Consider the following 21,854-nt stretch of genomic DNA (forward strand, 5'->3'; position numbering starts at 1 on the left):
GTCTAACGAACACTTTCCGACCCGCCGAATGCGGCGATGTAGACTCCCCGCTCGCTGTCGCGCCTCATCGCTTGTGTGCGAGCCGAGGATCGTGCATCAGATCACACCGTCGCGGAGCAGGTCCGCCATCGTGGCGTCGTCCAGGCCGAGGAGGTCGCGATAGATCTCGTCGTTGTGGGTGCCCGGTCGCGGAGGGCCGGCCGAGCGCACCCGGCCCGGCGTTTCCGACAGCTTCGGCACGATCCCGGGGCCGAGGACGTCTCGGCCGAGCCGCTCGTCATGGTGGGCGACGAGCATCTCGCGTGCCTGCATCTGCGGATCGGCGACGACCTCGGCAACCGTGTTCACCGGCCCGACCACGACGCCGGCGGCGCTCAGGACGTCGATGAGTTCCTCGCTGGTGTGCCGCGATGCCCAGTCGGCGATGATCTCGTCGAGCTCATCCTGATTGATACCGCGGGCCCGGTGATCCACGAAGCGCTCGTCGGTGGCCAGTTCGGGCCGGCCCATCGCGCCGCACAGCCGTCCGAAGACAGTGTCCTGATTGGCGGCGATCACCACGCGCAGGCCGTCGGCCGCCAGATACAGGTTGGAGGGGGCGATGCCGTCCAAACGGGTGCCCGAGGGGCCGCGCACCACCCCGGCGAGGTCGTAATCGGCGATGGTGGATTCCTGAACGGCCAGGCAGGCCTCGGTCAACGCGGTGTCGACGACCTGCCCGCGGCTGGTGACGGTGCGTCGATACACCGCGGCAAGTGTGCCCTGGGCGGCGAACATCCCGGCCAGGGTGTCACCCAGCGACAGCGCGAGGCGTGGGGGCGCCTCCCCGGGATATCCGTTCAGATAACGCAACCCGCTCTCCGCCTCGGCGACCGACGCGTAACCGGCCCGGGTCGCGGCCGGACCGGTCTGGCCGTATCCGGATACCCGGGTGAGGATGATGCCGGGGTTGCGGTCCGCGAGGACGTCGTAGCCGAGCTCCCACCGTTCCAGCGTCCCCGGGCGGAAGTTCTCGACGATGATGTCGGCGACCTCGACGAGTTCGAGGAAGACCGCCCGGCCGGCCGGAGCGCGCAGGTTGAGGGTGACCGCCTTCTTGTTGCGCGCGTGCACCGTCCAGTACACTCGTTGGCCGTCCTTTTCGGCCTGGCCCCAGGTGCGGATGGGGTCCGGCGACCCGGGTGGTTCGACCTTGATCACCTCGGCACCCATGTCGGCGAGGAGCCGGCCCGCGAACGGACCGGCGATCAGTGTGCCCAGCTCGAGGACTCGGAGCCCGTCTAGTGCGCCGGGCACGTCTGTGTCGGTGTGCGTCACACTGCCAGCATCGCCGATCCGGTCCGAGGTGATGTGAGTGGGGCGCCGAGGCGGCCGCGTACGGCTGTGCGGTCGTCGGCGAGGTCATTCGAACGAACGCAAACCCGAGTGTTGGGTGGGCGGTGACGGGCTGGTATGGCAGGATCGTCGTCGGCGACCGGTCGCTATGACGCGTCGGTCGAATTGTTGTGCACCCGCGGGCGTGCGCACGGTTGGTCGGGGGACTCGTATCGCCACATCGTCGATCGTGGGAACCGATCGCGGCCGGGCTGCGTCCAAGTGTCAGCAGGATGGGGTCCGGAAGGGGGAGTCGCCATGACCGCACCAGGTCACCACACGTGGGACGCGAACCACGGGTATCAGCACGACGGGTACGCGGATGACGAAGCGCTCGATGGCGGGGTCGCCCAAGATCGCAGAGGTGCAACCGGCGACGACCAGACGGCCGACGCCGCGCAGGCGCTGTCGAGCGCACGCTCACGTTCCGGCTCCCTGGCGGTGATCACCACGCCGCAGGGATTGCCCGTCTCGGTGCGGATCGATCAGTCGGCACTCGACAAAGAACCCGCGGTCGTGGCCGACGAGATCCTGCGGCTGTGTCGGCAATCCGCGATGGCCGCCGGGATCCGACTGCGCGAGCAGCTCATCGCCTCGGGTGTCGAACACGACGTGGTGGATGCGATGAAGCTGCCGCGGGCTGATGATCTCGCACGTGCCGAGCAACTCGACGACCATGACCTCGACGCCCCGGCGTCCTGGTTGCGGTCAGGGTAGGGGGACGCCATGAGTTGGGCGATGGACGAACTCGAGGCCCGGGCACACGCGCAGTTGAACAGTCTCTACGAGCTCAACGAGCGCTACGCGGCGATCTCGGTGCGCGAGACGTCGGCAGACGATCTGGTGACCGTGGAGGTCGACGGTGTCGGAGCGCTCACCGGTCTGTGGCTTGCCCCCGGCGCCAACGAGATGGGCGGGCCGCGCCTCGGCGAGCAGATCGTCGCCACCGCCGCGCTGGCGGCTCAGCGGGCATTCGCCAAGCGCGCGTCGATCACCGAGGAGTTCAACGAGTCGTTCGGTGACCTGGTGAATTCCCGGCCACGGACCGACTAGCCGGCACGACCGAGAAAAACTTTCGCAAGAGTGGAACCGAATCGGACGCCGCTGCGTCCAAAGAGGGAATCGCGGCGGCTGCGCTCGACATCGAGAGCGCGCAAGCAAGTCACAGCGGTGAATTGGGAGGGACAGCGATGAGTGACGTGACAGTCGTGCCGGAAGCGGTCGAGGCATTCGGGGCGACCAGCGCGGCCATGGCGACTGCGGTCGGCGCCGCCGGATCGATCAACGCGGCGGCCAACACCGCGGTGATGGTCCCGGTCTTCGGTCTCATCGGCCAGGAGTTCCTGGCCTCGTTCATCGTCGCGCAGGCCAACCACCTGCTGTCGGTCGGCAACCTCGCGGCCGTGCATGCGGGCAGCGCCGCAGCGACTTTCGCCGGCCTGGCCCAGATGCAGGGCGCCGACGGCGATTCCGCGGCCACCATCCGATCGGTCCTGTGACCGGCGTCGGAGACCCCGGGCCGTTGCCGGTGACGGTGCCGGATGTGCCGGCGATGATGCACATGACGGTGCAGGAGATGATCGATGCATCTCCGCTGGGCCCGATCCTCGACACCAGCGTGGCCGACGTGCTCGCGGGCCACGGTCTGCCGGCTCTGCCCCCGATGCCGCCGCCAGGACCCCCACTGCCAGGGCTGCCGCCGCTGCCGCCGATCGACATCACCCTGTTGATCAAGCCGTTGACCGACCTCCTCGGTGGCTTCGGTACCGGCAACCTGTCGGGCGCCGACTTCGACCCGTCGGCGATCTTCGAAGGACTGTCGAAGGTGCTGCAGACCAGCATGTCGATGGGATCGGGAGCGGTGAAGGCGCTCGACAAGCTGTGGACCGGCACGGCGTCGACCGCCGCGGTGGGTAAATCGGCGGTCGCGACGGCAGATACCGCGAATGTGTCCACCCAGGGCACCGGGATGTCGATCGACATCCAGGCCGCTGCGGGCATTGTCGGGGCCGGTCTCGCCGCGGTGCAGGCGATCATCGCGGCCACCATCGCCAAGATCGCGGGCACGGTTCCGATCATCATGACCCCGCCCGGGCAGGGGCTGGCGGTCGCGTTCGCTTCCGAAGGTCTCGCCGAGGCGACCACCCAGGTTGCGGTGACGCGCGCACAGTTACTCGCGCCCACCGCGAAGATGACGGCGAACGGCGCGCAGGTACCGGTCACCAGTGCACCCACCACCGCCGGCGCGACGCAATCGCCGTTCGCCGTGGCCAGTGCGGTGCTGGACGGGGTCTCTCCGGCCGTGTCGTCGGCGTCGGAGCTGCCGTCGATGATCGCGTCACCGGTGTCCGGGATGCTGTCGGCGGCACGGGCAGATCCGATGCCCGGATCAGCGGCTGCCGGGCTCGCCGGTAGGCCAGGTGGTCCGGGTGGTGGTGGAGCCGGTGGCTCCGGCGGCAAGGGCCGCGTCGGCGGCGGAGGTGGTGTCGGTGCGGTCGGCGCTGCGTCGACTCCGCTGGCGCCCCGCCCGTTCATGACCCCTTCGGTCGGGATGACCGAGCCGGCCGCATCGGGCCCGACCACCACCCCCCGGGGTGCGGTGACCTCCACCGGTGCGATGCCGGCATCGATGGCTCCGATGGCCGGCGCCGGCGCCGCTCGCGGCGCGGGTGCGGGCGCGGGTACCGAGGAGCATCAGGTTCCGGACTATCTGGTGACCGAGGACAACGGCCAGCGGGTCGTCGGCGAGGTCCCCGATGTGGTGCCCGCAGTGATCGGTCAGGAGGACGACCAGCCTGCGGCTTCGGCATCTCCGGACATCGAACTGCGACTGGGCCCGCCGTCGAACCCGAAGCCTGATCCGTCGGACAGCTCGTAGGCGTCGTCGACCCGAGCTCACCGGCCTGCGCATCGCACTGACCAACCGAACCGACCACAACGAGGAAGACATGGCAGATTCGCACTTGAACGTCGACCCCACCGAACTCGTCACGGCGGCGGGCCGACTCGACCGCCTGGCCGAGCGGCTGGAGACCTCTCTGGGTGGTGCCGTGCCCGCCCTGAGTGTTCCCGCGGCCGGTCGTGATGAGGTATCGCAGGTGTCCGCGACGAGTTTCAACTCGGTGGCCGAGACCTTCGCGACGGATTCCGCGAAGGGCGTCGAGGAGCTCCGCAAGATCGCGGCGTTGCTTCGTGCCCAAGCCGACGGATACGCCCGCGGCGAGGACGACGCCGCAGCAGGCTTCCGCATCTGACGTGACCTGACAGACCGCCCACCCATCATCGCCAGGAAGGAGAGGTGACAGTGACCGGCTTCACCGGTGTCGTCTGGGACGCCCGCACCACCGAGCAACTCGCCTCGGATCTCGGTGATGGCGCCGGACCAGCCCCGCTCGCCGAGGCGGGGCTGGCGTGGAGTCGTGTTGCGTCCGAGTTGGCATCTGCGGCAGCCGAATACGGGACCATTCTGGCTGCGCTCGGCATCCATTGGGAGTCGGTGCACACCAGTGAGTCGTTCGAGACCCTGAGTCGCCTGGCCCCATGGTTCGCCGATGCCGCGGCAGCCGCGGGCCGCAACGCCGCCCGTGCCGAGGCGCAGGCGGCCGCGGTGACCGTCGCCCGGATGACGATGCCGAATCTGGCCGAGGTCGACCTGGCCGAGGAGGCGATGCGTACTGCGAGCACGATCGCCGCAGTCGCACCGGCGCTCGTCGGTGCCGCCGCCCAGGCAGAACGTGCTCTGCACGACCAGCGGTTGCGGGCCGCTCGCGTGATGCAGACCTACGAGGCCGCATCGGACTCGGCGGCGACTCCGTGGGGCGGCGCCGCTCCTGCACCGAACCTGGTATCGGGGCAAGCACTTGCCGCCGAGCGGGCGGCACGGGAAGCCGCGTCCCGTGCGGCCGCACCGGCACCACCCCAGCCGCAACCGGCGCCCATCGCGGCGGCGACGGCCCCTGTCGGGCTGCCCTTGGCGGGCATGGTGATGCCGCCTCCGGAGAAGACGGGTTACGCGCCCACCATCCTGGCCGGCGGAGGTCCCGCGCCCACCACGTCGACGGCACCGGCGAGCCAACCCACGCCGTCTCCGCACGCGGGGCCCTTGGCCCCACCGATGTCACCGCATGGTGCGGGCAGCGCCGATCGGTTCGTCACCCGCGGGCCGTCGGCGCCCGAACCCGACACACAAGCGGCGGCCGCAGAGGTGGAAGCCGAACCTCTGGCCACCTGGGCAGATGTGGCCATGGCGCAGAGTCCTGCCGTGACGCACACCCAGGACCTCGCCGACAGTCGAACCCTCGACCGTCGCTACCTGGACGAGACACTGTCGCTCGAGCACGGGAAGGGGTTCTGACATGTGGCAAATCAGCGCCGACGCCCCGGCCGCCCGCCTCGACCTCGACGTGTTGCGACGACTGGGCGAGTACAGCGACGTGCAGACCTGGCCGGTCGTGCTCGACCTCTGGCCCACGCATGCCGATGGCGACGACCTCGATGCCATCCGCGCCGCTGCCGATCGCGAGATCGCGCAGCGCGGTCTCATCGATGCCGGGGAGCCGGTGGCCTGGCTGGCCACCGCGCTGCGGGTGCTCAGAACACCGGAGCGGCAGCTGGAGATCCGCACGATGGGTACGGGTGCGGCCGAGATTCGGCGGACGTGCGTGGCGCGCAGCGGACACGACCATGTCATCGCGCGCCGGGCCGGTGAGCAGGTGGATCTCCGGTTGGTGAGCGTCACCGGTGAATCCGAGGTCGGGTCGCTGGTGGCGCGCGAACTGGACGTCGTCGAACCGCTCGAGTTCGGCGGCCTCAGTGCACCTGCCACGGAACTGACCGAGCGGCTCACCGACTGCCACGGCGCCAACGACATCGCCGACGCGTTGCACGCACTCGGGGCTGTCGGCTCCGACGCGGTCGTGCTCGCCTCGGCATTGACCTGCTGCCACACCCGGTCGGAGATCGTCGCGGTCTCCTGGTCGAGCAGTGGCAGCACACAATCTTGCGGTGCACTGGCGATCTTCGACACCGATCGCGGACGAGTCGTCGCCAGTCCCAGCAAGTCTCCGGACGGGCGCGTGTGGACCACGCTGTCGCCGGGTGGCGCTCACCGGATCGCGCAGGCCGTCGGCCTGCTGATCGAGACGCTGCCCGACGGGCGGTGGATGCCGTGAACCGTACGGAGGAAATAGTCAGGGTATCTGTGTCGCCGGCGCCGGGAGCATCGCGAGCGGGCCACTTTTCCGCGGATACCACCGGGGCATCGCCGTGCGGTGCCGAAACACAGAAGGAGAACAAGCATGGCCGGTGAAGGGTCGGGACTGAATCTCGATGTTGTTGCCGCACAGGCGTCATCGCAGTCGATCGCGGGGATCGTCGAACAGATGCGAGGCATTCTGCGGCAGATCGAGAGTTCGGCACAGAGTGGCATGGCCACGTGGGGCGGCACTGCAGCCAAGTCCTACAACACCACCCAGACCGACTGGAGTGGGACGGCGCAGAAACTGCAGGCGGCGCTCGACGAGATCGAGGGCAAACTGACGACCGGGTTCAAGGGGTACGCGGAGCACGACGAGGACATCGCCCAGGCGATCACGTCGAGCGTCGGTCACCTCAAGCTCTGATCCACCGACGCTGCGTACGCCCACATCCCATCAGCCGATATCTCATCAGCCCAATCTCATGAGGACTGATACCTCAATAGGGGGAGCCACCATGTCTGAACCCATCAAGTACGACTTCGCCGGCCTGGACACGCTGTCCGGCGACCTCAATCGCCATTTCGCCGCGCTGGGACACCTGTCCGACCAGCTCAAGAGCGAGGTCAACAAACTCGGCGGCAACTGGATCTCGCAGGACGGCGCCGAGTCCTACCGCGTTGCTCAGGCGCACTGGGACAAGCTGTTCGAGGAAGCGCGACTCCAGCTGAGCGGCCTCGGCCAGGGCGTTTCGAACGCCGCGGAGCGGATGATGCAGACCGACCGGTCCGTCGGCGCCTCGTTCCACGGATAGTCACACCCGAACGGTCACACCCGGGGAGGGCTCACCGGCCACCTGTGCCGGTGGGCCCTCCTCGCTGTGTCTGTCGGGCTCGGCGGCGCACCGTCATCGGCTGACGCGCGAGGTCGAATGACGCCCGCAGACCCCACCGGTGCGATAGCGTCGGGCAGAACCGACGAGGGAGGGAACTGTGGCCAACCCCGACGCTGGCACCGCGAATCGTGAGACGTGGACCAGGAACTCCGGCTTCATCCTGGCCGCGATCGGATCTGCGGTCGGACTCGGCAACATCTGGAGATTCCCCGGCGTTGCCTACGAAAGCGGTGGCGGAGCGTTCATCGTTCCGTATCTGTGCGCACTGCTCACCGCCGGCATTCCGATCCTGTTCCTGGACTACGCAATCGGCCATCGATATCGCGCGGTTGCGCCGCTGGCGTTCCGTCGCATCCGGCGTCACGCCGAGGCGATCGGCTGGTTCCAGACCGGACTGCTGTTCGTGATCGGCGTGTACTACGCCGCGGTGATCGCCTGGGCGATGAGCTACTTCGTCTACTCGTTCGACCTGCGCTGGGGTGAAGACACACAGACGTTCTTCCTCTCCGACTACCTCCAGGTGGGTGACCCGGAGATCTCCACGACGGTCGTCGGCAACGTCGCGCTGCCGCTGGTGATCGTGTGGTTGGCCATCCTGGCCGTGCTGTGCCTGGGTGTGGCCCGAGGTGTGGAGAAGATCAACATGGTCTTCATCCCGCTGTTGTTCGTCGGATTCGCCGGACTCGTCGTGCGCGCCGTCACCCTGCCCGGCGCGGCTGACGGCCTCAACGCGCTGTTCAGTCCGGATTGGTCGGCCCTGTCGGATCTCGACGTCTGGATCGCCGCATACAGCCAGATCTTCTTCTCTCTGTCGATCGCGTTCGGCATCATGATCGCCTACTCGTCGTTCCAGCGCCGCAAGGCGAATATGACGAGTTCGGGCCTGGTGGTGGCGTTCGCGAACTCCTCGTTCGAGATCCTCGCCGGCATCGGCGTCTTCGGTGCACTGGGCTTCTTGGCCTACCAGCAGCAGACTGCGATCTCGGACCTGGAGGGCCTGACCGGCCCGATCCTGTCGTTCGTCACCTTCCCCGCGGTGATCTCGGAGATGCCGGGCGCCAGCTTCTGGGGGGCGTTGTTTTTCGGTTCGCTCGTTGTCGCCGGCTTCACCTCCCTGATCTCGTTGCTGATCGGCGTCTCGAGTTCGCTTCAGGAGAAGTTCGGGCTGTCACGCGTGGTGGCCGCAGTGATCACCGCCGGCGTGAGCGGCGTGATCTCGATCGGCCTGTTCTCCACCACCTCCGGACTGATCGCACTCGACACCGTCGATCAGTTCGCGAACAACATCGGTGTGGTGTCCTCGGCGATCATCATGACGGTCTTCACGGTGTGGCTGGCGCGCGACGCGGATCTGTTGCGTCGACATCTCAACGCGGTGTCGACATTCCAGCTGGGACGCTGGTGGATTGCGTTGATCGGCGTCGTCGGGCCGGTCTTCCTCACCGTGATGTTGGTGCAGAAGATCATCTCGATCATCAACGACGGTTACGAGGGCTACCCGCAGTGGTATCTGGGAGTGTTCGGATGGGGCACGATCGCGCTGCTCGTCGTCGGTGCGGTGGCCTTGACCCTGCCGTCGTGGCGGGGCCGCGACTATCCTGGATTCCAACCGTGGCCCCCACTGGACACCAAGCCGGAGAAGGAGGCGGTTCGATGAGCGCCGGTGCCATCATCATGATGATCATCGCGATGGTGATCGTGTGGGGCGGGCTTGCGGCCAGCATCGTGAATCTCCGGCTGCGGCCGGAGAAGACGGACAGCCCGTTCGAGGACCCCGATCTCGTCGCCGACGACATCGCACGCGAGCATCTGCCGCATCCCACCCGCGACACCTAGCCCCGCGTCCCGGTCGGATAGCCTTGCCAGAGACAAGGCAGACGACAAGGTAGACGAAGGGGACGAGATGACCACGGTGGCGGACTCCGCACCTGCGGCAGACAGTCGCAACGGGATCGACTTCAAGGTGGCCGACCTGTCACTTGCGGATTTCGGCCGCAAAGAGATCGAACTCGCCGAGCACGAGATGCCCGGTCTGATGTCGCTGCGCCGCGAATACGCGGATGTGCTGCCGCTCAAGGGGGCTCGCATCTCCGGTTCGCTGCACATGACGGTGCAGACGGCGGTTCTGATCGAGACGCTGGCCTCGCTGGGCGCAGAGGTTCGCTGGGCTTCCTGCAACATCTTCTCCACCCAGGACCACGCGGCCGCCGCGGTCGTGGTCGGTCCGCACGGCACGCCACAGGAGCCCAAGGGTGTTCCGGTGTTCGCGTGGAAAGGGGAGACCCTCGCCGAGTACTGGTGGGCCGCCGAGCAGATGCTGACCTGGCCCGACCAGCCGGCCAACATGATCCTCGACGATGGTGGCGACGCCACCATGCTGGTGCTGCGCGGTGCCGAGTTCGAGAAGGCAGGTGTGGTCCCGCCCGCCGAGGACGACCATCCCGCTGAGTACAAGGTCTTCCTGGAACTGCTGCGGTCCCGCTTCGAGACCGACAAGACCAAGTGGACGACCATCGCCGACTCGGTGCAGGGTGTCACCGAGGAGACCACGACGGGTGTGTTGCGGCTGTATCAGTTCGCCGCCGCCGGCGAGCTGACCTTCCCGGCCATCAATGTCAACGACTCGGTCACCAAGAGCAAGTTCGACAACAAATACGGCACTCGGCACTCGCTGATCGACGGCATCAACCGCGGAACCGATGTGCTCATCGGTGGCAAGAAGGTGTTGATCTGCGGCTACGGTGACGTCGGTAAGGGTTGCGCGGAATCGCTTGCCGGACAGGGAGCGCGGGTCCAGGTCACCGAGATCGACCCCATCAACGCCCTGCAGGCGCTGATGGACGGTTTCGACGTGGTGACCGTCGAGCAGGCAATCGCCGACGCGGACATCGTCATCACATCGACCGGCAACCTGGGGATCATCACCCTGGCGCACATGCGGCAGATGAAGAACCAGGCAATTCTCGGCAACATCGGTCACTTCGACAACGAGATCGACATGGCCGGCCTCGAGAACTCCGGTGCCAAGCGGATCAACGTCAAGCCGCAGGTGGATCAGTGGATCTTCGAGAGCGGCAAGTCGATCATCGTGTTGTCCGAGGGGCGTCTGCTCAATCTCGGCAACGCGACCGGCCATCCGTCGTTCGTGATGAGCAACAGCTTCTCCAACCAGGTGATCGCGCAGATCGAGCTGTGGACCAAGCAGGACGAGTACGACAACGAGGTCTACCGCCTGCCCAAGCATCTCGACGAGAAGGTCGCACGTATCCACGTCGAGGCGCTCGGTGGCACGATGACCAAGCTCACCAAGGAGCAGGCCGAGTACATCAACGTCGACGTCGAAGGCCCGTACAAGCCGGAGCACTACCGCTACTGACCCACCCCGCACCCAACCTCGTCACTCGCCCCACGGCGGTCGACAGAACCCCGAAAATCGCCGAGAGAACCCACCGCGATCGACAGTCGCGACACGGTCACCGACCGTGGGTTTCTCTCGGCGATTTTCGGGGTTCTGTCGACGTGAAAGTGGGTTTCGTCGGCGGGACCCTACGTGCCGATGTCGAGTTGGGTGCCGGGGCAGACGTACCAGGTGCCGTCTTCGCGGGCGAAGCTCTCGTCGTTGCGTTTGGTCATCGAGCGTTGGTTGCCGAGCTCGACGTGTGTGGACACCGTCGAGGCGGCCGCATCCCCGCTGACCGTGATATTGGTCAACTCTTCGAGGACCACGTTTCCGGTGATGTCGAGGGGCGTGGTCACCTGCGGACGCAACGCACTACACACCGAGGCCCGGATACGGGCGACGTCGCGCGAGTTGACCGCGTCGACGAACATCTGCATGGCCGAGCGGATGGCGCCGGCATCGGCTGCGTTCGCGGTTTCCTCGGTCGGGACGCCTTGTGTGATGGTGTGGTCGCGGCCGGTGGAGCTGCCGTTGGACTCGGTGGCGATGGTCAGCACGACCGCTGCGGCGATGATGACGACGATCGTCACGATCCCGAGCACCGCACCGACGATCATCCCGGCGCGCGGGCCGCGGGGCGGTGGCGGCGGCGGTGGGGGAGGATACGGCGGCCGATACCCAGGGACCCATCCGTGCTGCGGAGTGGGCGGATACCCGCCGAACTGCCCTGCGCCCGACCCGTGGGTGGGCGGCGGCCACGGCGCGGGACCGTACGGAGGGTTCTGCGCGGGCGGAAACGGCTGCGGGCCATCCGGCGGCGGCTGTTGGGTCATGCGACCTCCTTCCCGCGGCGGGGTGGAACTCCCAGGCTATCGAAATCGTCGGCGGCGGGCATTGCGCTCATTCGTCCAGTAGACGTTGCGCGAGTTCGGCCGGATCGCCGTCCGCGGTCGACAACCACGGTGACATCCACATCGACTGGGCCAGTTGGCGATACACGCGATCCACGCGAAGTTGCAGGTCGGTGTCCCGCTCGTAGAGATCGCGGGGACGGGTGGCGTCGGTCGCGGCTCGACGGGCCGCTCGGTCGAGGGCGACCTCGGGCGCCACGCCGAGGAGTACATGGTGGTCGGGGACCGGCAGCCGAAATCGGTGGAACTCGACCTCGCGGACCCATTCGACCATCTCGCCGTCTGCTTCCTGGCTCAGCCGCGCGGCGTTGTAGGCGGCATTGGACGCCACGTACCGGTCGAGGAGCACGATGTCGTGTGCGGCGACGGCTGCGCGGATCTCATCGGCCGCGTCGGCACGATCAAGGGCGAACATGAGTGCCATCGCGTACACACTCTCGCGCAGGTCGCCGTGTTGGCCGTGCAGCGCCTCGGCGGCGAGGTCTGCGGTCACAGACTCTCCGTAGCGCGGAAACGTCACGGTCCAGACCCGGAGTCCGTCTCTGCGCCATCGGTCGACGAGTTCGGTGACCAAGGTGTTCTTGCCGGCGCCGTCGAGTCCCTCGACGGCAATGAGTTGACCCACGAGCGCGATGGTAACGGCCGCGGGTGGGTCGACCCGCCGAGGCGCGGCGGTGCGTCGTGCAGGAGTGTGGCGCCGGAGTGTCCCGCAGGGGTGGGTGGACCGGTGCGGTTCGGCGCGTCATCTCCGCGGTTGGGTCACGAAAGTGTCACCATTGAGAGCATGAAGCCTCGCATCCTCGTCGTCGACGACGACGCCGCACTCGCTGAGATGCTCACCATCGTGCTGCGCGGCGAGGGTTTCGAGCCGTTTGTCGTCGGTGACGGGACGCAGGCCTTGACCGCGGTTCGGGAGATCCGGCCCGACCTGGTGTTGCTCGACCTCATGTTGCCGGGGATGAACGGAATCGACGTGTGCCGGGTACTGCGCGCCGATTCGGGTGTACCCATCGTCATGCTGACGGCGAAATCCGACACCGTCGACGTGGTGCTCGGGTTGGAATCCGGCGCAGACGACTACATGGTGAAGCCGTTCAAGCCGAAGGAACTCGTCGCGCGGGTGCGCGCCCGGCTGCGCCGTACCGACGAGGAGCCGGCCGAGCTGTTGTCCATCGGTCCTGTCGAGATCGACGTCCCCGCGCACAAGGTCACCCGGGATGGGGTACCGATCTCGCTGACCCCGCTGGAGTTCGATCTGTTGGTGGCACTCGCACGTAAGCCGCGTCAGGTGTTCACCCGTGACGTCCTGCTGGAGCAGGTGTGGGGTTACCGCCATCCCGCGGACACTAGACTCGTGAACGTGCATGTCCAGCGTCTCCGAGCCAAGGTCGAGACCGACCCGGAAAATCCTGAGGTCGTGTTGACGGTGAGGGGGGTCGGCTACAAGGCCGGCCCGCCGTGATCGGCCGTCCTCGACGTCGCGTCAACAGCACCTTCGGGCGGGTCACCCGCGTCGCGAGCAGCGTCGGTCGTGCCTTCGGCAGGATCTGGCGGCGATCGCTCCAGCTGCGCGTGGTGGTCTCGACGTTGGTGCTGTCGTTCGTTGTGATCGTCATCCTGGTGTTCGTGCTGATCAGTCAGATCACCGACCGGCTCCTCGATGTGAAACTCGCTGCGGCGACCGAAGAGGTCGAGCGCGCCCGGATCTCCGTGGAACGGGATCTGACCAGCAGCGATGGCAACATGTCGGTGCAGAATCGGCTGCGCCAGACACGATCGCTGCTCACCGACCGTGACGTCGACACCAGCGACAGCTCCGGAACGGTGGGCACTTTCGACACGGTGCTGCTGGTGCCGGGTACCGAGGACGACGGGAGCGACAGCGGCGTCGGACCGATCTCGGAGATCCCCGACAACCTGCGAGACATGGTCGAAGGTGGGCAGGTCGCCTACCAATACACCTCGATCTCCAATGCGTCCGGAGGGTCGGAACCCGCGCTCGTCGTCGGCACACCGACCAACGCATCGGTGCCAGGTCTCGAGCTCTACCTCGTGTTCCCGTTGACCAGCGAACAGAACACCGTCGATCTGGTGCGCGGCACCCTGGTCACCGGTGGCGTCGTGTTGCTTGGTCTGCTGGCCGCGATCGCCTGGCTCGTGTCGCGGCAGGTGGTGCTTCCGGTGCGCAGCGCATCGCGCATCGCCGTGCGCTTCGCCGACGGCCGGCTCAAGGAGCGGATGCCGGTTCGAGGTGAGGATGACATGGCGCGGCTGGCGATGTCGTTCAACGACATGGCCGAGAGCCTGTCGAAACAGATCACCCATCTCGAGGAGTTCGGTGGACTGCAGCGACAGTTCACCTCCGACGTCAGCCACGAACTGCGCACTCCACTGACCACGGTGCGGATGGCCAGTGACGTGCTCTACGAGGGGCGCGACGAACTCGATCCGGTGCGCAAACGATCCGTGGAGCTGCTCGACAAGGAGCTCGACCGTTTCGAGACGCTGCTCAACGAGCTGCTCGAGATCTCGCGCCACGACGCCGGTATGGCCGAACTCGCCGCCGAGCGGATGGATATGGCGATCCCCATCGACGGTGCGCTCGCGACGGTCAGCCACCTGGCAGAGGAGACCGGAACCGAGTTGGTGCTGGACCTTCCGACCGAACCGGTGATCGCCGAGATCGATCCCCGCCGCGTCGAGCGGATCCTGCGGAACCTGCTCGCCAATGCCATCGATCACGGTGAGCGCAGCCCTGTGGTGCTGACGATGCGGTCGGACGGCGACGCGGTGGCCATCACCGTGCGAGACCACGGCATCGGACTACGGCCCGGGGAGGAAAAACTCGTCTTCAACCGATTCTGGCGGTCGGACCCGTCGCGCTTCCGTCGTTCCGGCGGCACCGGGCTCGGTCTGGCGATCAGCATCGAGGACGCCCGCCTGCACCAGGGCCGGCTGGAGGCCTGGGGAGAACCCGGCAACGGAGCCAGCTTCCGGCTGACGCTGCCATTGGTGCGGGGCCACAAGGTGCTCGGCAGCCCGTTGCCGCTCAAACCGGTGGGTGGGGGGCTGGGCCGTCAGTCACCCGCGCGCACCGCGCCGAAGCCGGTCGCGGGGCCCGAGTTGGGTGCCGACGACACCCCGGCATCAGCACCGCAGAACTCGCCCGCGTCGCAGAACCCACCCGCAACGCAAAGCACATCTATGCCGCAGAACCCATCGGGGCCACACGGCCCGACCGTGCCACAGCGCAGCAACGGGGGAGGTGGCAATGGCGCCGGTTGATCACGCACCGGCCGGTGCCGGGGGCTCGGCGCATCGTGCGGTGTCGACGCTGGCGATGATGCTGGCAGTCTTGTGCGGTCTGAGTGCCTGTGGATCGATCCCCAGCAGTTCATCACCTCAACCGATCACCGCGTTCGAACGCCAGGGGCCGACCAATGCCGTGCCGGTCCCGCAGGCGGATATGGATCCGGAGTCGCTGGTGCGGGCCTTCCTCAAGGCCACCGCCGACCCGGACTCCGGACACGAGGCTGCGCGCAAGTTCCTCACCACCACCTCGTCGGAGCAGTGGGACGATCGAGGCGACATGCTGATCATCGACGAGATCAACATCTTCGTCGACCAACGCAGTGAGGACGCCGTCCGGTTGCGTCTGATCGGCGACAATGTCGGCACGCTGAAAACCGACGGGGAACTGCTGCCGGCGACAGGCCGGGTCGAGACCACACTCTCGCTGGCCCGGGTCGGCGATCAATGGCGCATCGACGGTCCGCTGCCCAACGGCACGATGCTCGACCGCAACCAGTTCGAGACCGCCTACCGCGGCGCCACGCTGTACTTCACCAACCGCAGCCTCGAACACCTCGTCGCGGACCCACGATGGTTCTACTCCGGCAAGGACACCGAGGCGACCGAACTGCTCACCCGGCTGATCGCGGGGCCGGCTGCCGACCTGGCAGACGCCGTCGACAGCGGCTTCCCCAACGGTGCCGCACTACGTGGGCCGGTCACCGCATTGAACGACGGTGGCGTGCGGGTGGAACTGACCGGTATCGGCTCCAGTTCGACCCGCGACCGTACCGCGCTGGCGGCGCAGATCATCTGGACCCTCGACGCCGCCGACATCGGCGGGCCGTACGTGATCAACGCCGACGGCGGTCCACTGATCCCCGAGCGCGCGCCCGGCTGGCAGACCACCGACGTACGCTCGTTCGACCCGACCGCGGTGCCTGCCACCGATGTCGGCCTCAACATCATCCGGTCGGGGGCATTGCTGAAGGTCACCGACTCCGGCACGGTGCCCGTCGACGGCCCGCTCGGCTCGGGCACCGCGGTGCGCTCCGCGGTGATCTCCGCCGACGGCGAGACCGACGCGGCCGTGCTCGCCCGCGCCGAACGGCGATTCGACCTGGTCGTCGGGCCTTACGGTGCGAATCCGGCGGTCGTGACGAGCGGGGTCTCGATCACTCGGCCGTCGTTCGGGCAGGACGCCAACGCGGTCTGGGCGGTCGTCGACGGACAACCCGTGCAATGGATGCGCGACGAGTCCGGCGACAGTGAACGGCTCATCCCGGTGAACGCCGACGCCATCGCCACGGTGGCGCGTGGGGCGATCACCGAGTTGCAGGTGGCCCCCGACGGGGTGCGGGTGGCGCTCATCGTCGGCGGCCAGGTGGTCTTCGCGGTGGTCAGCACCAATGCCGACGGCGGGCTCTCGCTGACCAGCCCACGAATCGCGGCCTACAACATCGGTAACCGGGCGGTGTCGTTGGATTGGGCGTCGCCCACCACCCTGATGGTGGCCCGGGACACCGTCGAGTCTCCGGTCGCCCAGCTGTCGATCAACGGCACGCCCGCGGTCGGACTCCTGTCGGGCAACCTGTCGCCGCCGGTGCGTGCCGTCGTCGCCGACCAGTCCACCGTCTACGTCGGGGACACCCTTGGTGTGCTGCGCCTGGGCAGCTCAAATGGCCAGCCCGACCAGTACTGGACGGAAGTCGAACCGGCGATGGCCCCGGACGTGATCCCGGTCCTGCCATGACCCGGCCCGCCTGACACACCTCCCGGCCCAGGGAGCATGTCAGGCGCCGGCGATCACGACGACCGTGGCCAGGCGCAGGCCGTGGGTGGACAGTACCCGCGACGCCTCGGCCGCGGTGGCACCGGTGGTGAGGATGTCGTCGACGAGCACCAGAGTTCCGCCGGGCAGCGGCCGGGTCCGCGTCCGGCGCCGCATGTGGACGGCGCCGGTGAGATTGGCCACCCGTCCACGTGCATCGAGGCCTGCCGAGTCCCGCGCCCGCGAGGCCGTCACGAGCAACTCCGCCACCCGCACCCGGGGTCCGAGGCGCACAGCGGCGGCTCGGGCGATCGCGGTCACCGGATCTCCACCCCGACGTCGTGCCGACGCGGCGCGGGTGGGCGCGGGAACCAAGGTCAACGTGTGGCGGTCGGGGATCTCACCCCACTGGGCGAGCGTCACCAGCCCCCGCGCCAAGGCATCGGCGAGCTCCTCGACCAGATCACGACGACCGTGCTCCTTGACCGCGATCAGGGCGGCCCGGTGTGGCCCGCGGTAACGCCCGAGGGCCCATGCCGGCACGCCGACCTTCACCCGGGGCTCGAGCCGCACCGGGGAGTCGGCCAGGGTCGCCGCGCACTGCGCGCACCACGCGATGCCGGGGAGATCGCACCCGCCGCAGTGTGTCGGGATCATCAGATCGACCCCGGCGCGCGCGACGTCGGCGGCATGGCCGGCCAGGCCGGGGCGCCATCGGGTCATCGGTCGAGTATGACCGGGCTTGTGAATCGTCGCGGCGCCGGCCGAGGCGGGGACGACAGATCTGGGGATGCACCGAATCGCCGGTGGACAATCGTGACACGCGTCTGTTGCCCGGAAACGTGGCCAGTAGGCGAACTTCCGGCTACGGTCGAAGGCACAACAGGTAGCCACCGCTTTTCACGAGGAGGTGAGGCCCCTGCCCCTGAGTGTCAGCCGTCGGCTGGCATGGACTCGATTCCCTACCGACGACGAAGGTGTCAGCGCGACAACGAGTCTGACGTCGCTGTCCAGCCTCTCCTGCCGTGGGTTCTGCGCCCGGCGGCAGAAACGTGAGTGGTACACCCTGATCGGCGTCCTCCACCAGCGGCATCATGCCGCCTGTGCCGGTGGATCGGATCAGGTCGCGTCGTGACACTGCGGTCCTCGGGTGGGAACCACCACAAGGAGGTAGTTGTTTATGTCAACAGTCATCCACCGCAAAGGCCATCGCGAGTCGAAGGTCGGTGAACGAGCCCCCGAATCAACCCCGGACTCCAAGCAGGCCCGTCCGACCTCAGACGAGGCCTTCGATCCCAGTTTTGCCTTCGTCCGACCTGCCGGCTCCGTCGCCGCCGACGAACCCGCCGAACCCAATGCCAAGGTCGACATCAGTGGACGCAACGTCGAGATCCCAGACCATTACCGAATCTATGTCGGAGACAAGCTCGCCCGACTCGAACGTTTCGATCCGTCCATCTTCCGTTTCGACGTCGAACTGAACCACGAACGCAATCGGCGACAGTCCAAGGTCTGCCAACAGGTCGAGATCACCGCGGTGGGCAAAGGCCCCAAGGCACGCGCCCAGGCGTGTGGAGAGAATTTCTACGCCGCCCTCGAGGCCGCGCTCGACAAACTGGAATCCCGGCTCCGTCGGGTGAAGGACCGCCGTCGGGTGTCCTACGGCAACCGCCGTCCGCTGTCGGTGGCCGAGGCCACCGAGATCGGCGCGCCCCCGCTTCGTGATGGCCAGCTCACTGCCCAACCCGATGCCGGCGCCGATGCGAACGCTCAGGAGTGGGATGACGGTGTCGAGCTCCATGAGCCAGGTCAGGTCGTCCGCGTCAAGGAGCACGAGGCGGTCCCCATGTCGGTGGACGACGCGCTCTACGAAATGGAACTCGTCGGACACGACTTCTTCCTGTTCCACGACAAGGAAACCGACCGGCCGTCGGTCGTCTATCGGCGCCACGCCTTCGACTACGGTCTGATCCGTTTGGCCTGACATCGATCAGCCCGACACCGATCAGGTTGCACTAAGGCGACCTGAGTACCATGGAATCCGGCCTGTACTGCGTTGCAGGCCGGATTTCGTGTGTTGTCGACAAGAGTGAGGGACTCGATCCACGGTGCTGAACAAGCTGCTGCGCGTCGGTGAAGGCCGGATGGTCAAGCGTCTCGATGCGATCGCGTCGCACGTCGAGGCTCTCTCCGACGAGGTCGAGGCGCTGACCGACGCCGAACTGCGGGCCAAGACCGACGAGTTCAAGGAGCGCATCTCCGACGGCGCCTCGCTCGACGAGTTGCTGCCCGAGGCGTTCGCGGTGGCGCGTGAGGCGGCATGGCGAGTGCTCGAACAGAAGCACTTCCACGTCCAGATCATGGGCGGCGCGGCCCTGCACTACGGCAATATCGCCGAGATGAAGACCGGTGAGGGCAAGACGCTGACCTGTGTGCTGCCGGCCTACCTCAACGCGCTATCGGGCGACGGTGTGCATGTGGTCACCGTCAACGACTACCTCGCCAAGCGCGACGCCGAGTGGATGGGCCGCGTACACCGGTTCCTCGGTCTCGACACCGCGGTGATCTTGACCGGCATGAATTCCGAGCAGCGCCGCGCAGCCTATGCCGCCGACATCACCTACGGCACCAACAACGAGTTCGGCTTCGACTACCTGCGCGACAACATGGCCCACTCGCTGCCCGATCTGGTGCAGCGCGGCCACAACTACGCGATTGTCGACGAGGTCGACTCCATCCTGGTCGACGAGGCCCGTACCCCACTGATCATCTCCGGTCCCGCCGAGGGATCGAGCAAGTGGTACGTCGAGTTCGCGCGGATCGCGCCGCTGCTCGAGAAGGATGTGCACTACGAGGTCGACATCAAGAAGAAGACCATCGGCGTGCACGAGGCAGGCGTCGAGTTCGTCGAGGATCAACTCGGCATCGACAACCTGTATGAGGCGGCCAACTCCCCACTGGTCAGCTACCTGAACAATGCCATCAAGGTCAAAGAGCTCTTCCATCGCGACAAGGACTACATCGTCCGCAACGGTGACGTGCTCATCGTCGATGAGTTCACCGGCCGCGTGCTCGACGGACGGCGATTCAACGAAGGTTTGCATCAGGCGATCGAGGCCAAGGAACGCGTCGAGATCAAAGCCGAGAACCAGACGCTGGCCACGATCACCCTGCAGAACTACTTCCGCATGTACGACAAGCTCGCCGGCATGACGGGAACCGCGGAGACCGAGGCCGCCGAGTTCGATCAGATCTACAAGCTCGGCGTGCTGCCGATCCCCACCAACAAGCCGATGATCCGCAAGGATCAGGTCGATCTGATCTACAAGACCGAAGAGGCCAAGTTCGACGCCGTCGTCGACGACATCACCGAGAGCCACGAGAAGGGGCAGCCGGTCCTGATCGGTACCACCAGCGTCGAACGCTCGGAGTACCTCTCGCGCCAGCTCACCAAGCGCGGAATCCCGCACAACGTCCTCAACGCCAAGTTCCACGAGCAAGAGGCCCAGATCATCGCGGAGGCCGGCCGTACCGGTGCGGTCACCGTGGCCACCAACATGGCCGGTCGTGGCACCGACGTCGTGCTGGGCGGCAACCCGGACATCATCGCCGACACCCGGTTGCGCAAGGCCGGGCTCGACCCGGTGAACACACCCGACGAGTACGAGGCCGCATGGCCCGAGGCCATCGAGGTCGCCCGGGCGGCCGCGGCCGAGGAAGCCGAGGCGGTGCGCGCGGCCGGTGGTCTGTACGTGCTGGGCACCGAACGCCACGAGTCCCGTCGTATCGACAACCAGCTGCGCGGTCGATCCGGCCGTCAAGGTGACCCAGGGGAGTCGCGCTTCTACCTCTCGCTCGGTGACGAACTCATGCGTCGCTTCAACGGCGCCGCGCTCGAGTCGATCATGAATCGCGTCAACCTGCCCGATGACGTGCCCATCGAGGCGAAGATGGTCACCAAGGCCATCCGGAGCGCGCAGACCCAGGTCGAACAGCAGAACTTCGAGGTCCGTAAGAACGTCCTCAAGTACGACGAGGTCATGAACGAGCAGCGCAAGGTGATCTACTCCGAGCGCCGCCGCATCCTCGAGGGCGAAGACCACCGTGAACAGGTCCAGACGATGATCGGTGACGTCGTCGGAGCGTATGTGGAAGGCGCGACCGGCGAGGGGTACGCCGAGGATTGGGACCTCGACGAACTCTGGACGGCGTTGCGGACGCTGTACCCGATCCAGCTGGATCCCAAAGAGGTCGTTGGCGAGAACGAATTCGGCGAACGCGACGACATCAGCGCCGAGGAGCTCAAAGACGTACTCGTAGGCGACGCACGCGCGGCCTACGAGGCCCGGGAGAAGGAAATCGAGTCCATCGCCGGCGAAGGCGCGATGCGTCAGCTCGAACGCACCATTCTGCTCACCGTGCTCGACCGCAAGTGGCAGGACCACCTCTACGAGATGGACTATCTGCGCGAGGGTATCCATCTGCGGTCGATGGCCCAGCGCGATCCGGTGGTGGAGTACCAGCGCGAGGGTTTCGACATGTTCCACGGGATGCTCGACGGTCTGAAGGAAGAGGCACTGGGCTTCCTCTACAACGTCCAGGTGCAGACCGAGCAGGCCCCGCCACGAGTCCCCGCGCCGGGCGCGCAGGCGACCCTGTCGTCGCCCGAGGTCGCCGACTTCGCGGCCGCGAACGGCAGCGCTACGCAGGAGCCGGAAACCCCCGAGAAGCAGGTTCCTTCGGCGCTACGCGCCGTCGGCGTGGAGCAGCCGGAGGTGCCGATGACATTCTCCGGTCCCTCCGAGGGCGGCGGAACCGAAGTGCACTCCGCAGAGGAGGAGCTCGACGATCCGGCGTTGGTCTCGGCGACGCGTCGCGAACGACGCGCGGCCGCGCGAGAGAGCGTCAAGGGCGCTCGGCAGAAGCCGCCGAAGTCCAAGAAGAAGCGTCGCTGACGCTTCTCCGAGTTCTGCGACAGCGGATCTGTCGAGAAAGTTGCTGCGGAAACGGAACCGGC

The 21,854-nt window shown here is 67.0% G+C and carries 21 protein-coding genes; 17 read left to right on the top strand and 4 right to left on the bottom strand.

Features of this window, described 5'->3' with window-relative positions:
* Positions 1-96: 96 nt before the first annotated feature.
* Positions 97-1,296 (bottom strand): CaiB/BaiF CoA transferase family protein, encoded by a 1,200-nt coding sequence (locus L1892_RS17995; protein ID WP_235725046.1) that lies wholly within the window; start codon positions 1,294-1,296, stop codon positions 97-99.
* 336 nt (positions 1,297-1,632) lie between these two features.
* Between L1892_RS17995 and L1892_RS18000 the strand changes: the two genes are divergently transcribed.
* The 12 genes from L1892_RS18000 to ahcY all read left to right on the top strand — a co-directional run bounded on the left by L1892_RS18000 (position 1,633) and on the right by ahcY (position 10,840).
* Positions 1,633-2,091, top strand: coding sequence for a hypothetical protein (locus tag L1892_RS18000; RefSeq protein ID WP_308191719.1), 459 nt, complete (start codon positions 1,633-1,635; stop codon positions 2,089-2,091).
* A gap of 9 nt (positions 2,092-2,100) precedes the next feature.
* Positions 2,101-2,427: a YbaB/EbfC family nucleoid-associated protein gene (locus L1892_RS18005; RefSeq protein WP_235725014.1), complete on the top strand. Its 327-nt coding sequence runs from the start codon at positions 2,101-2,103 to the stop codon at positions 2,425-2,427.
* Positions 2,428-2,564: 137 nt separating this feature from the next.
* Complete coding sequence (locus L1892_RS18010; protein WP_235725015.1) at positions 2,565-2,873, top strand: hypothetical protein; 309 nt, start codon at positions 2,565-2,567, stop codon at positions 2,871-2,873.
* Between the two features lie 53 nt (positions 2,874-2,926).
* Positions 2,927-4,252: a hypothetical protein gene (locus tag L1892_RS18015; protein WP_235725048.1), complete on the top strand. Its 1,326-nt coding sequence runs from the start codon at positions 2,927-2,929 to the stop codon at positions 4,250-4,252.
* A gap of 70 nt (positions 4,253-4,322) precedes the next feature.
* Positions 4,323-4,628, top strand: a complete 306-nt coding sequence (locus L1892_RS18020; protein WP_235725016.1) for a PE family protein — start codon at positions 4,323-4,325, stop codon at positions 4,626-4,628.
* Between the two features lie 50 nt (positions 4,629-4,678).
* Positions 4,679-5,728, top strand: a complete 1,050-nt coding sequence (locus L1892_RS18025) for a PPE domain-containing protein (protein ID WP_235725017.1) — start codon at positions 4,679-4,681, stop codon at positions 5,726-5,728.
* A gap of 1 nt (position 5,729) precedes the next feature.
* Positions 5,730-6,545 carry an ESX secretion-associated protein EspG gene (locus tag L1892_RS18030; RefSeq protein WP_235725018.1) on the top strand — a complete coding sequence of 272 codons (816 nt, stop codon included), beginning with the start codon at positions 5,730-5,732 and terminating at the stop codon, positions 6,543-6,545.
* A 126-nt stretch (positions 6,546-6,671) separates the two neighbouring features.
* The gene (locus L1892_RS18035; protein WP_235725019.1) at positions 6,672-6,995 is read left to right on the top strand and encodes a WXG100 family type VII secretion target; all 324 of its coding nucleotides are present in this window, start codon (positions 6,672-6,674) and stop codon (positions 6,993-6,995) included.
* Between the two features lie 91 nt (positions 6,996-7,086).
* A complete protein-coding gene (locus L1892_RS18040) occupies positions 7,087-7,383 on the top strand; it encodes a WXG100 family type VII secretion target (protein ID WP_235725020.1) in 297 nt (98 codons plus the stop codon).
* Positions 7,384-7,561: 178 nt separating this feature from the next.
* Entirely contained in the window at positions 7,562-9,121 is a 1,560-nt protein-coding gene (locus L1892_RS18045) for a sodium-dependent transporter (RefSeq protein ID WP_235725022.1), read from the top strand.
* A complete protein-coding gene (locus tag L1892_RS18050) occupies positions 9,118-9,300 on the top strand; it encodes a methionine/alanine import family NSS transporter small subunit (protein WP_235725023.1) in 183 nt (60 codons plus the stop codon). Before L1892_RS18045 ends, L1892_RS18050 begins: the two co-directional genes overlap by 4 nt.
* Before the next feature lie 67 nt (positions 9,301-9,367).
* Complete coding sequence (ahcY, locus tag L1892_RS18055; RefSeq protein WP_235725024.1) at positions 9,368-10,840, top strand: adenosylhomocysteinase; 1,473 nt, start codon at positions 9,368-9,370, stop codon at positions 10,838-10,840.
* Positions 10,841-11,010: 170 nt separating this feature from the next.
* Here ahcY and L1892_RS18060 read toward each other — a convergent pair whose 3' ends face one another.
* Positions 11,011-11,697, bottom strand: coding sequence for an Rv0361 family membrane protein (locus L1892_RS18060; protein WP_235725026.1), 687 nt, complete (start codon positions 11,695-11,697; stop codon positions 11,011-11,013).
* 67 nt (positions 11,698-11,764) lie between these two features.
* Positions 11,765-12,400, bottom strand: a complete 636-nt coding sequence (locus L1892_RS18065) for a dTMP kinase (RefSeq protein ID WP_235725027.1) — start codon at positions 12,398-12,400, stop codon at positions 11,765-11,767.
* Positions 12,401-12,559: 159 nt separating this feature from the next.
* On the opposite strand from L1892_RS18065, the gene mtrA reads away from it, so the two are divergent.
* From mtrA to lpqB, 3 genes are read left to right on the top strand one after another with little or no spacing between them, the layout of a single operon-like run.
* Positions 12,560-13,237 carry an MtrAB system response regulator MtrA gene (gene mtrA, locus L1892_RS18070; RefSeq protein WP_004023513.1) on the top strand — a complete coding sequence of 226 codons (678 nt, stop codon included), beginning with the start codon at positions 12,560-12,562 and terminating at the stop codon, positions 13,235-13,237.
* Positions 13,234-15,060 (top strand): MtrAB system histidine kinase MtrB, encoded by a 1,827-nt coding sequence (gene mtrB, locus L1892_RS18075; RefSeq protein WP_308191720.1) that lies wholly within the window; start codon positions 13,234-13,236, stop codon positions 15,058-15,060. The genes mtrA and mtrB overlap by 4 nt, the downstream gene beginning before the upstream one ends.
* Positions 15,047-16,819, top strand: coding sequence for an MtrAB system accessory lipoprotein LpqB (gene lpqB / locus L1892_RS18080; protein WP_372475203.1), 1,773 nt, complete (start codon positions 15,047-15,049; stop codon positions 16,817-16,819). The genes mtrB and lpqB overlap by 14 nt, the downstream gene beginning before the upstream one ends.
* Before the next feature lie 39 nt (positions 16,820-16,858).
* Here the strand turns inward: lpqB and L1892_RS18085 are convergent, their stop codons facing one another.
* Positions 16,859-17,560, bottom strand: a complete 702-nt coding sequence (locus L1892_RS18085; protein ID WP_235725028.1) for a ComF family protein — start codon at positions 17,558-17,560, stop codon at positions 16,859-16,861.
* A 457-nt stretch (positions 17,561-18,017) separates the two neighbouring features.
* Here L1892_RS18085 and hpf point away from each other — a divergent pair, with 457 nt between their 5' ends.
* On the top strand, positions 18,018-18,821 hold the full coding sequence (gene hpf, locus L1892_RS18090; RefSeq protein WP_235725032.1) for a ribosome hibernation-promoting factor, HPF/YfiA family: 804 nt from the start codon (positions 18,018-18,020) through the stop codon (positions 18,819-18,821).
* 124 nt (positions 18,822-18,945) lie between these two features.
* Positions 18,946-21,792, top strand: a complete 2,847-nt coding sequence (secA, locus tag L1892_RS18095) for a preprotein translocase subunit SecA (protein WP_235725033.1) — start codon at positions 18,946-18,948, stop codon at positions 21,790-21,792.
* The last annotated feature ends 62 nt before the right edge of the window (positions 21,793-21,854 follow it).

Origin of the sequence: Gordonia tangerina, assembly GCF_021556435.1 — a bacterium.
Taxonomy (GTDB): domain Bacteria; phylum Actinomycetota; class Actinomycetes; order Mycobacteriales; family Mycobacteriaceae; genus Gordonia; species Gordonia tangerina.

Excerpts from the sequence above, each read along its gene's own strand:
- L1892_RS18040 (WP_235725020.1), top strand. The coding sequence starts at position 7,087 with ATGTCTGAACCCATCAAGTACGACTTCGCCGGCCTGGACACGCTGTCC.
- L1892_RS18060 (WP_235725026.1), bottom strand. The coding sequence starts at position 11,697 with ATGACCCAACAGCCGCCGCCGGATGGCCCGCAGCCGTTTCCGCCCGCG.
- L1892_RS18035 (WP_235725019.1), top strand. The coding sequence starts at position 6,672 with ATGGCCGGTGAAGGGTCGGGACTGAATCTCGATGTTGTTGCCGCACAG.
- L1892_RS18020 (WP_235725016.1), top strand. The coding sequence starts at position 4,323 with ATGGCAGATTCGCACTTGAACGTCGACCCCACCGAACTCGTCACGGCG.
- ahcY (WP_235725024.1), top strand. The coding sequence starts at position 9,368 with ATGACCACGGTGGCGGACTCCGCACCTGCGGCAGACAGTCGCAACGGG.
- L1892_RS18005 (WP_235725014.1), top strand. The coding sequence starts at position 2,101 with ATGAGTTGGGCGATGGACGAACTCGAGGCCCGGGCACACGCGCAGTTG.
- mtrA (WP_004023513.1), top strand. The coding sequence starts at position 12,560 with ATGAAGCCTCGCATCCTCGTCGTCGACGACGACGCCGCACTCGCTGAG.
- L1892_RS18085 (WP_235725028.1), bottom strand. The coding sequence starts at position 17,560 with ATGACCCGATGGCGCCCCGGCCTGGCCGGCCATGCCGCCGACGTCGCG.
- lpqB (WP_372475203.1), top strand. The coding sequence starts at position 15,047 with ATGGCGCCGGTTGATCACGCACCGGCCGGTGCCGGGGGCTCGGCGCAT.
- L1892_RS18010 (WP_235725015.1), top strand. The coding sequence starts at position 2,565 with ATGAGTGACGTGACAGTCGTGCCGGAAGCGGTCGAGGCATTCGGGGCG.
- L1892_RS18050 (WP_235725023.1), top strand. The coding sequence starts at position 9,118 with ATGAGCGCCGGTGCCATCATCATGATGATCATCGCGATGGTGATCGTG.
- hpf (WP_235725032.1), top strand. The coding sequence starts at position 18,018 with ATGTCAACAGTCATCCACCGCAAAGGCCATCGCGAGTCGAAGGTCGGT.
- L1892_RS18015 (WP_235725048.1), top strand. The coding sequence starts at position 2,927 with ATGATGCACATGACGGTGCAGGAGATGATCGATGCATCTCCGCTGGGC.
- L1892_RS18030 (WP_235725018.1), top strand. The coding sequence starts at position 5,730 with ATGTGGCAAATCAGCGCCGACGCCCCGGCCGCCCGCCTCGACCTCGAC.
- L1892_RS18000 (WP_308191719.1), top strand. The coding sequence starts at position 1,633 with ATGACCGCACCAGGTCACCACACGTGGGACGCGAACCACGGGTATCAG.